At 36.7% G+C, this 12,320-nt stretch carries 5 protein-coding genes; all 5 read left to right on the top strand.

The features are described 5' to 3' along the window. The first annotated feature begins 253 nt into the window (after positions 1-253). Positions 254-1,570, top strand: coding sequence for a gliding motility-associated C-terminal domain-containing protein (locus H4K33_RS13215; protein WP_182649741.1), 1,317 nt, complete (start codon positions 254-256; stop codon positions 1,568-1,570). A 10-nt stretch (positions 1,571-1,580) separates the two neighbouring features. Further along, positions 1,581-2,513 carry a type IX secretion system membrane protein PorP/SprF gene (locus tag H4K33_RS13210; RefSeq protein WP_182649738.1) on the top strand — a complete coding sequence of 311 codons (933 nt, stop codon included), beginning with the start codon at positions 1,581-1,583 and terminating at the stop codon, positions 2,511-2,513. A 12-nt stretch (positions 2,514-2,525) separates the two neighbouring features. Then, a complete protein-coding gene (locus H4K33_RS13205; RefSeq protein ID WP_182649736.1) occupies positions 2,526-4,487 on the top strand; it encodes an OmpA family protein in 1,962 nt (653 codons plus the stop codon). A 35-nt stretch (positions 4,488-4,522) separates the two neighbouring features. Further along, positions 4,523-9,685, top strand: a complete 5,163-nt coding sequence (locus H4K33_RS16590) for a hypothetical protein (protein WP_255493718.1) — start codon at positions 4,523-4,525, stop codon at positions 9,683-9,685. Positions 9,686-9,803: 118 nt separating this feature from the next. Further along, positions 9,804-12,116, top strand: coding sequence for a hypothetical protein (locus tag H4K33_RS13195; RefSeq protein WP_255493717.1), 2,313 nt, complete (start codon positions 9,804-9,806; stop codon positions 12,114-12,116). Positions 12,117-12,320 lie beyond the last annotated feature (204 nt).

Here is a 12,320-nt window from a genome sequence, read left to right as displayed (position 1 = left end):
GATTTTTTCGTTAAAAAACAAATATTGATATTTGATTAATGTGTTTTTTGGTTAAAAATATATTATAATTAATATTAATTATTAAAATATGTAACTATTGTTTTTTATTTAAATATTTTTTTGTTTGGTTTTTTTGTTTAATTTTAAGTAAAATTTAAGATATAAATGTTTTAAATTAAGATATGTTTTAATAAAAAAACAATAGATGAACGCTGAGTAATAAAGGAAAACAAACCATTTAAAATAATGTAATATGAGTCAGAGTTATTTAAAATTTATCATTTTACTGCTCGTCAGTGTTCACAGTTTATCCTATGGACAAGAAGAATCGACGAGTATGCAACTGGTGAATACGGGGGTGTTTAGTGTCCGCCCAGAAACAGTTGTGGCTACTCGTTTCGATTTTGTTAATACTACAGCAGGTAACTTTGTAAATGATGGAAGTCTAATTTTTTATAAAAACTTCAAAAATGATGGAAGTTTCGGCTTAACTACAGGTATGAAAACTTCCTCTACTCATTTTATATTAAATAAGGAGACTCAAGCTAAACAAATCTATGGAGCAGGATTAACTTCCTTGTATGACGTAGAGTTCGATAGTGAATTAGAGGGGGTTGCCTTTGATTTAAAAAATAATCTAGATATCTATGGTTTAGCTGATTTTAAAAATGGTATTGTAAAAGTAGACCCTACAAAAACTGGTGAAAAATCACTTCCTATTGGGATGATGAGCTTTATGCCTAGTGCTCAACATACTAATGTAGGGGATCATAGTTTTGTTGATGGTGAAGTTGAAAAAATAGGTCGTGATTATTTTGAGTTTCCCATTGGAAAGGATGTGTATTATCGCCCCGCATTTATTAGTGCACCTGATCATATCTCCGCTGCTATTTTGTCTCAGTACTATATCGATGATGCTTCTTTTTTTAAAGAACGCAAAAATGCAGTGGGCGTTATTGAGGTTTTAAATGAAAAAGAATATTGGCGTGTACATGGAAAATCAGCAGAAGAAAATTCCATTATTCTGAGTTTAACTTGGGATGATCGCACAACACCGAAAGAGCTGTTAAAAGATCCTGAAGGAGAATTGCACATTGTCCGTTGGGATGAGAAACAACACTTGTGGGTCGATGAAGGTGGTGTAGTAGATATGTCTACAAAAAAAGTAACAACACCAGCAACAATTAAAAACTATGGTTATTTCACTTTAGCTACCGTTAAAAAGGATTGGATTATAGATGGAGATGTAGTGATTTACAACTTAGTTACTCCAGATGGAGATGGTAAAAACGATTATTTTATTATTGAAAATATTAAAAAATTCCCCAATAATAAAGTAGAAATATACAATCGATGGGGAGTAAAAGTATATGAAACAACAGGATACGACCCTTATGGAGATGGTAGTACTAATGTGTTTACGGGATATTCTGGCGGTAAAATCACCGTGGATAAGAGCAAGAAATTACCGAGCGGAACGTATTATTATGTGGTGACTTATGAGTATACGGATGCTCATGGTAGTCGAATGATTAAAAAGGCCGCCAATTTACATTTAGAGACCAATTAAACCAGCATAGATGAAAGTAAGTAACACATTAAGAGCTATGATACTTGGAGGTATCGGACTGTTTTGTATGCAAGAATTACATGCACAACAAGATCCACAATACACCCAATATATGTATAATCACTCGAATATTAACCCTGCTTATGCTGGAAGTAGAGAAGGAGTGAATATTTTTGGACTATATCGCACGCAATGGGTTGGCCTCGAAGGAGCTCCCAAAACGGCTACCTTGTCGGTAAATACTCCTTTAGGTGATTCGGGGCTTGGACTGGGCGTTAGTTTTGTCAATGATCATTTAGGTGTTATGGATGACAATACATTTTCTGTAGATTTATCCTATGCAATCAACCTGAATTACAACTATAAAATGGCCTTTGGGGTGAAGGGATCTGCTAATTTACTCGATGTGAATTACAGTAAATTAAATATTTATAACCCAACAGATCCCGTTGCTGAAGATGATATTAAAAATGAGTTTACTCCAAATATTGGCGCTGGCTTGTTCTTGTACTCAGACAAGTCCTATGTAGGGATATCCATACCGACCCTACTTACGCGTTCTCGCTATGACGATAATAATGTCAAAACGCTGCGTGAAAAAATACATCTTTATGTAACAGGAGGTTATGTTTTTGATTTGACGAACGAGATCAAATTTAAACCTGCTACCCTAGTAAAGCTAGAACAAGGCTCTCCTCTGCAAATAGATCTGTCTGCTAACTTCCTCTTTGTCGACAAATTTACAGCAGGAGTTGCTTATCGATGGGATGCTGCTATAAGTGGAATGGTTGGTTTTCAGGTATCTGAAAGTATCATGGTTGGCTATAGTTATGATGCTGAAACAACGAAGTTAGCGCGTTATAATTCGGGCTCTCATGAAATTTTTATGCGCTTTAGCTTATTCAACGGTTTTAAACGTGTGGCATCTCCACGATTCTTCTAAAAAGTAAGTACTATGGTAAGACAAATTATACATGTAGGAATATTATGCCTTGTACTAAGTACTGGAACGTTAGGGTATAGCCAAACTAGAAAGGAAAAACAAGCAGATCAAAATTTTGAACGATTGGCTTATGTTGATGCCATCAAAATATATGAACGCATGGCAGAAAATGGCTATAGTAATGCGGATATGTTGCAAAATTTGGCGGATGCTTATTTTTTTAGCGGAAAATATGTAGAAGCAAATAAATGGTATACCGAATTGTTCGAAGGAACCTACGACGATAAAGAGGTGGCAAAACTTTCTTCAGAATACTATTATCGTTATGCACAAACACTAAAGTCGATACAAGACTATGAGAAATCTCAACAAATGATGGATCAGTTTGCTGCACTTGAACAAACAGATTCTCGTGCTTTATTATATACTAAAAATCGAGACTACTTAACGCATATCGAAAATCGTTCCGATCGATATAACATCCAAAAATTAGACTTTAATTCAATCTATTCCGATTACGGAGGAACAATATTAGGAGATCAATTGATCTTCACTTCTGCACGAGCAACCAACCACGAAAAAGGAAATCAAATCCACACTTGGACCAACGAAAGTTATACGAGTTTATATCGTTCAACAATTGGTCAAAATGGCTTTGAAGAGCCTGTCCTATTTGCTCCAGAAATCAACTCAACGGTCAATGATGCAACAGCAATCTTTACCAAAGATGGCAATACAATGTATTTTACGCGCAACAACACTAAATCTAGTGGGAAAAGCAAACAAAATAAAGATAAAACATCGCTGTTGAAATTGTACAAAGCCGTAAAAGAAACAGATGGACAATGGGGACAAGTAGAAGAATTAAGCCTCAATTCAGATGATTTTAATACCGCTCATCCAGCTCTAACGCCAGATGAAAAGTGGTTATATTTCTCTTCGGATCGCCATGGTACAATAGGACAATCAGATTTGTTTCGCGTGGCCTTATATGAAAATGGAGGGTATGGTCTTGTAGAAAACTTAGGAAAAACAATTAATACAGAAGGTAGAGAAAGTTTTCCTTTTATCTCTGCTGATTATCAATTGTATTTCGCCTCAGATGGGCATCCAGGACTGGGTGGTCTTGATGTTTTTGTAACTAAACTATATCCCAACGGAAGTTTGGGTCCCGTTGTTAATATGGGGGCTCCCATTAATAGTAATAGGGATGACTTCGGACTTTACTTGGATTCTAAACAAAATAAAGGATTTATAAGCTCCAATCGAGGGGAACAAAAAGAGATAGACAATATTTACTTTCTCGCTGAAAAACCTTGTAAGCAAACATTAGAGGGTATTGTTTACGATAATGATACCAATGAGATATTAGCACATACGCGGGTAATTGTTGCGGATGCCTTGTACCAAAAATCAGATACTTTATTTACGAACAGCAAGGGATTCTACCAAACAGAATCATTAGACTGTGGTTACAAATACCGCATAAAAGCAGAGAAAGAGTTATACAATACGGTAGAGGTGGCATTCAATGTCAATCGTGAACCTGGAGTGAAAACGGTGAATATTGGCTTAGAAAAAGCTGAAAAACCTTTAGAGTTACAGGATGATTTATTTAAGAAACTTAATCTAAAACCGATATACTTTGATTTTGATCAATCGAATATTCGCCGAGATGCCTCGATTGAGTTAATGAAAATAGTAGAGGTAATGAAAGAATACCTTACCCTGAAAATTGATGTTCGCTCTCATACGGATAGTAGAGGAAATGACGAGTACAATAGGATGTTATCCGAGCGTCGTGTAAAAGCAACAATTCAATGGATGGTTAAACAAGGTATTAACCCAAGTCGCTTGACTGGAAAAGGGTATGGAGAAACTCAATTGTTAAACAAATGTAGTAATGGTGTTTCGTGTACAGACGAACAACACCAAGAAAACAGACGTAGTGAATTTATTATTCTCGAAATGTAACACACAGGAACACATAATTTAAAATAGCTAATCACATGAAAAAGAGATGGATTTTACTCAGTGCTTTTTGCACTGGGGCAGTAAGTTATGCTCAAGTTGGAATAGGTACGGCTACCCCTAATCCATCTGCTCAACTTGAGATAACTTCCGATAAACGAGGGGTTTTGATCCCGCAAATAGCACTGAAAAACCTTACAGACAATACAACAATAAGCAGTGGCAATGTAGAAAGTTTGTTGGTGTATAATACTACAAATAATGGAACGGTAAAGCCTGGTTATTACTATTGGAAACAAAATAGTTGGACTCGACTCTTGACGGAAATAGATGATAAAGGATTAAATTTTCCTACTAATAGCAAATTTGTAGTAGAAGATGGATTGTTGAAATTATACGATACAGAGGATAATTTTGTATTTATTGCTATTGAAGAATTAAATATAGTAACCACTTTAGTGAAAGACGCTAGTGGTAATGGTCAATACACCTATACCAACGAGGCGAATGAGAAAGTAATTATCGACGTACCAGCTGATGTGATCAACAACTTTGAAGAGATCATCAACAACACCGATGTACAGGAAATCATCAATAACATCGTCAACACTGTAGGCGGTAACGTTCACTACGACGGGAACTCTTTTACGTATACGGATGCTTCAGGTACACATACCATTGATATAGAAGCAATGGTCAAAGCCAACGAAACGGTTACAACCTTAGTGAAAGACGCTAGTGGTAATGGTCAATACACCTATACCAACGAGGCGAATGAGAAAGTAATTATCGACGTACCAGCTGATGTGATCAACAACTTTGAAGAGATCATCAACAACACTGATGTACAGGAAATCATCAATAACATCGTCAACACTGTAGGCGGTAACGTTCACTATGACGGGAACTCTTTTACGTATACGGATGCTTCAGGTACACATACCATTGATATAGAAGCAATGGTCAAAGCCAACGAAACGATTACAACTTTAGTGAAAGACGCTAGTGGTAATGGCCAATACACCTATACCAACGAGGCGGATGAGAAAGTAATTATCGATGTTGTAGGTGATGTAATCAACAATCTTGAAGAGATCACTAACAATGCGGAATTCATCACGGAGATCATCGCTAAACTAGAAGGAAAATACGGAAACGTTTTCTACAATGTAACCGAGAAGAAATTTTACTACATCAAAGCCGATGGCACACAAGAGCCGATTGATTGGTCTATCCTAAATACAACCAACGTTAGCTTTACATTGGTCAACGACAAGTTAACCGTTACCGATTCAGATGGCAACAACGTAGAGTTGGCTGTTAGTGAAATCGCGAATAACTCAAAATTTATTACCGAGCTTACCAACAATACGGAATTTGTAACGAGTATTACCAGCAATGCGGAGTTTATCACGGAGATCATTGCTAAACTAGAAGGCAAATACGGAAATGTTTTCTACAATGTAACCGAGAAGAAATTCTATTACATCAAAGCCGATGGCACACAAGAGCCGATCGATTGGTCGATCCTAAATACAACCAACGTTAGCTTTACATTGGTCAACGATAAGTTAACCGTTACTGATTCAGATGGCAACAACGTAGAACTAGCGGTTAGTGAAATTGCGAATAATTCAAAATTTATTACCGAGCTTACCAACAACACGGAATTCGTGACTAACATCACTAACAATGCGGAGTTTATCACGGAGATCATTGCTAAACTAGAAGGCAAATACGGAAACGTTTTCTACAATGTAACTGAAGATAAATTCTATTACATCAAAGCCGATGGCACACAAGAGCCGATCGATTGGTCGATCCTAAATACAACCAACGTTAGCTTTACATTGGTCAACGACAAGTTAACCGTTACCGATTCAGATGGCAATAACGTAGAACTAGCGGTTAGTGAAATCGCGAATAACTCAAAATTTATTACTGAGCTTACCAACAATACGGAATTCGTGACTAACATCACTAACAATGCGGAATTCATCACGGAGATCATTGCTAAACTAGAAGGAAAATACGGAAACGTTTTCTACAATGTAACCGAGAAGAAATTCTATTACATCAAAGCCGATGGCACACAAGAGCCAATCGATTGGTCTATATTGAACACGACCAACGTTAGCTTTACATTGGTCAACGACAAGTTAACCGTTACCGATTCAGATGGCAACAACGTAGAGTTGGCGGTTAGTGAAATTGCGAATAACTCGAAATTTATTACCGAGCTTACCAACAATACGGAATTCGTAACGAGTATTACCAGCAATGCGGAGTTTATCACAGAGATCATCGCTAAATTAGAAGGAAAATACGGAAACGTTTTCTACAATGTAACCGAGAAGAAATTCTATTACATCAAAGCCGATGGCACACAAGAGCCGATCGACTGGTCGATCTTAAACACGACTAACGTTAGCTTTACATTGGTCAACGACAAGTTAACCGTTACCGATTCAGATGGCAACAACGTAGAGTTGGCGGTTAGTGAAATTGCGAATAACTCGAAATTTATTACCGAGCTTACCAACAATACGGAATTCGTAACGAGTATTACCAGCAATGCGGAGTTTATCACAGAGATCATCGCTAAATTAGAAGGAAAATACGGAAACGTTTTCTACAATGTAACCGAGAAGAAATTCTATTACATCAAAGCCGATGGCACACAAGAGCCGATCGACTGGTCGATCTTAAACACGACTAACGTTAGCTTTACATTGGTCAACGACAAGTTAACCGTTACCGATTCAGATGGCAACAACGTAGAGTTGGCTGTTAGTGAAATTGCGAATAATTCAAAATTTATTACCGAGCTTACCAACAACACAGAATTCGTGACTAACATCACTAACAATGCGGAATTCATCACGGAGATCATTGCTAAACTAGAAGGCAAATACGGAAACGTCTTCTACAATGTAACCGAGAAGAAATTCTATTACATCAAAGCCGATGGCACACAAGAGCCGATTGATTGGTCGATCTTAAATACAACCAACGTTAGCTTTACATTGGTCAACGACAAGTTAACCGTTACCGATTCAGATGGCAATAACGTAGAGTTAGCGGTTAGTGAAATTGCGAATAATTCTAAGTTTATTACGGAGCTTACCAACAATACGGAATTCGTGACTAACATCACTAACAATGCGGAGTTTATCACGGAGATCATCGCTAAACTAGAAGGCAAATACGGAAACGTTTTCTACAATGTAACCGAGAAGAAATTCTATTACATCAAAGCCGATGGCACACAAGAGCCGATTGACTGGTCGATCTTAAACACGACCAACAAGAGTTTTACGTTAGAAAATGATATGTTAACGGTGACTGATTCTGACGGTAATTCAGTTCAATTAGATGTAAAAGAGATTGCTAACAATGCGACGTTTGTTACCGAGTTGAGCAATAATAATACGTTAATCACAAATATTGTCAACAAGTTAGCTGGTAAATATGGAAACGTAGTGTATAATGCAACAGAAGATCAATTCTACTACATCAAAGTGGATGGTACACAAGAGCCGATTGACTGGACTGATTTGAATACCATCAACGAGAGTTTTACTTTAGAAAATGATCAATTGGTTATTACTGATTCAGACGGTAATTCGGTTGAATTATCGCTTGCGGATATCGCTTCCAATAAAATCTTTGTAGAGCATATTGCAATAAACCAGAATTTCATTACCAAGTTGGGAGATAATACTGATTTTATTGATATTATTATCAATAAGTTAGAGGGTAAATTTGGTAATGTAGGTTTTGATGTTAATTCCCAAAAACTGTTCTATTATGACGAGGATTACAATATTGTCTTTATTGAATGGAAAGATATTTTCGAAGCCAATGAAACAATTACTACGATAGAAAAAGACTCTTTGGGTAATGGGAAGTACATCTATACCAACGAGGCGGATGATGTCGTGGTGATTGATATTCCGGCAGAGGTGATTAATAATTTTGAAAAAATCATTGAGAATAGCGAAGTGATCAACAGTCTAAATACGTTTATCACGTATAATGGTTATGTTAAGTTTGATGGAGAAAATTTTACCTATGTAAATCAGAATGGAGATGTTGTGATGATAAGCATTGGAGATCTTGTTAGAATGCATGAAACAGTAACCACCTTAACGAATGTAGACGGAGTTTTAACGTATACCAACGAGGCGAAAACTGAGGTAAAAGTGGATATTCCAGCTTTAATTGCGGATAACGAAACAGTAACTACATTAAACGATGTAGATGGTGTAATAACGTATACAAATGAGGAGAACATAGCTGTAACAGTAGATATTCCTGCTTTAGTAACAGCAAATGAAACGTTAACTACACTTAAAAACGTAGAGGCAATAGAGGAAAATGAAGATGGAGACGAAATTAAAACGTATACATTAACCTATACCGACGAGGCTGGAGCGGAGAATCCAATTGATATTGAGGTTTTGGTTCGCGGACATGAAACGATAACTTCCTTAGAATATGATCCAGCAAATTACATTCTAACGTATACGAATGAAGCTGGTCAATCAACCATATTAAAATTAAAAGAGTTAGTAGAAGGCGGAGAATCATTAACCAAATTAGAATTTGATACAGCTACGAATTCCCTTTTATATACCGATGAGAATCAGGTTATTCACACCATTGAAATTGATGCAATCAACAAGCATCCTTGGTTAAATTCTTCAACACATAAAATTGCTACCAATCCAAATGATAATATTTATACCAAAGGATGGGTAGGAATAGGCTTTACAGAACCTTCAAGCTCACCAAGTGAAAAGTTGAGAGTAAATGGAAGTATTACGGCTGTAAACAGCTACTATGCCGATTATGTATTTGAAAATTACTTTGATGGATATTCAGCCTTGAAATACGATTATAAGTTCAATAGCCTAGATGTGGTTGAAGATTTCATTAAAACAAATCGTCATTTACCTGGAATTACGCCTATTCACGAATTGAATAAAACAGAGGAAGGATATGCTATTAATGTGTCAGAATTATCAGTTCAATTATTAGAGAAAACGGAAGAGTTGTACTTACACATTATTGATCAAAACAAAGCACTCGAAGAAAAAGAAGCTAGAATTAAAGAACTAGAGCAAGCAAATCAAAGTGTTCAACAAAAAGTAGAACAATTGGAGCAAATGGTATTGGAATTCATGCAAAAAAACTAACTTTTTAAAATTATTCAATATGCAATATAATCACACGATATACAAGGGAATAAAATATACACTGTCCCTTATTCTGATTCTTTTTATGAGTGTGTTTTCGAGTTTCGCACAAACGCACATGACTAAAATTAAGGATGGAACACTTTCTGGAACATCAACTACGCCAAGTCTTGGAGCTGTTTTGGAATTAGAAAGTGCCAATAAAGGATTCTTAACCCCGAGATTGACCACGCAACAACGCGATGCCATTAGCGTGGCAAATAGAACGGATGGATTGTTAATTTACAACAAAACAACAGGGTGTTTTAACTATTGGAGCGATGCTCAAGATACATGGTTGAGTATGTGTGGAACACCACCGCCTGCTGTATTTGAAATTACAGATGCTCAATGTAATGCCATTAAAGCTCATGGAGTATTTAAGCAAGGAGAATTTCTGACTGCAGCAAACTATTTGACGATTCCCGTGACAGTAACACAACATGGAACTTATGAAATTACTGCATTAACGGATAATGGTTATTATTTCTCAGCAAAAGGAACATTTCCATCTGCAGGAAGTTACACGTTAGTTTTACAGGGGGTAGGAACGCCTAATATTGGATATGCTGTAGGAGAGCAAGGGGATTTGTTGACCATAACGTTAAACAATAAGACGGAGAGCTGCCAAGCGTATGTACAAGTAGAGAATGCCAATGTAAGTTATACTGTAACATGTGCTCAGATTACTGTTGCAGGTGATTATATGATCGGACAAGTTTTAGGTGATACACATAAAATGACGTTGGAAGTCAATGTAACTTCTACTGGTTATTGGAGTATCGCAACCAATACCGTAAATGGTTACTCCTTTAGAGGATCTGGGATCTTCGATGCTCCTGGAGTACAATATATTGTATTATTGGGAACAGGTACACCGTTGACTTCTGGTACAAATGAATTCGGACTAACAACAAATTCAGATGTAGATACTCGAATGTCGTGTACAAATATTCCAGTAACAGTGAAAAATACAAAATATACCGTCGATTGTACTGGGGTTTCCTTTACAGGGGTTTATAGACAAGACGAACCTGTAACTGCTTCTCATACCGCTAGAATTAGCGTGAATGTATCGGCTACTGGGGAAACACTGATTAAAACCAATACAGTAAATGGACTTTACTTTACTTCTGGACCGCTTTCACTTGATGCTTTAGGAACGAGAGAGGTAGTACTAACCGCTGTTGGAACACCACAAGCCTCGGGAAGTCATCAATATGTATTGGAAGCAGCCAATGGTATGGAAGCTATCTGTTTCTTTGATCTAGAAGTCATTGCTCAACCCGTATCATATTCAATGAATTGTCAGTCCATAACAACCTTTGGTACTTTCGCGCCAGGTGTGCCAGTAGACGCTAGAAACTTTATGACGATCAGTGTAAATGTACAATATCCTGGTCCTTACAATATTAGTTCCAATATGGTAAATGGAGTCAAATTTGAAGCAACAGGAACGTTTGCCACTACAGGAACCCAGACTGTTACGTTATACGCTACAGGTTTACCTTTAGCAGGTGGAACTCATCGTTATACAATCACTACAGATAGTTCATTTGGAGCCAATACTTGTAATAAAAATATTGATTTTACCTACCGTAGAATAAATATATTGGGATTAGGTGGAGCAGGATACCAGCCAGGATCAGCTTCAGCTAATTATTCTGCAGGTACATTGTTAAAAACACCATCTAACTTTGGACCAAATGGAATTGTAAGAGTAGAACAATTGAATGTAGTAGACGGTGGAACTAGTCAAGGTGCTGCGCTAGCTGCCCAAATCAACAACAACAAAATCGATATCATTGTTGTTGGATATAGTTATGTTGCTAATAGTCAGAGTATTTCAGTATTAGAGGATTTTGTGAAAAACAAAAAAGGAGTACTGTTTTATGGACAAGAAGGAGATGCTACTGCCGCGAGAAATTTAATCAATTCAATCGCTTATTCTGCAACGACGAATGTTATTACAGATGGTAGAAGTTATGTAAATCCAACAAGAGCAATTGATGATCCAACATTAAATGGACCGTTCAGAAATATTGCCGGAATGGATTTAGGAAGTGACTTAAATAACTCTATTTATGTTACGGGATTCTCTCCAGAATATGATGTTATTTCACATCAAGAAGGAAATACTACTCGTGCGTGGATTTTGAAGCATCAAACACTAGGTTTTGTCTTTATTGGAGACGGAGGATGGATTGCAGGTGATGTTAAGAATACACACACAACAAAATGGCCAGCCCCTAGAACAGAAGGAGGTTCTCCATTGAGTAAAGCCTATTATGGTGGAGCTACAGTACACAACAGTTTCTTCTATACTAATGGAGTCGCTTGGGCGATGAAATATGTTCAAGAACACACAATTGTCAATTACCAAGTTCAATAACTAGTATGAAATAAAAGAAGGGGAGCAGCGTGTGTTCCTCTTCTTTTTTTGCTTTCTATTAAATTATAACCTGAAGAAAAGAACATCAAAAGAAAAAAGATTCATTATCTTTTCAATTGTTTTGCAGTTTAATTAGAAAAAAAAATGAAATACTGCATAAAATGTAAAGAGAAGTCCAGCGGACCTTGTAAAAATAGTATATAT

Source organism: Myroides sp. WP-1 (assembly GCF_014145635.1).
Taxonomy (GTDB): Bacteria; Bacteroidota; Bacteroidia; order Flavobacteriales; family Flavobacteriaceae; genus Flavobacterium.
The sequence above is the reverse complement of the archived record's forward strand: the minus strand, read 5'-3'. Positions and strand labels throughout refer to the sequence as shown.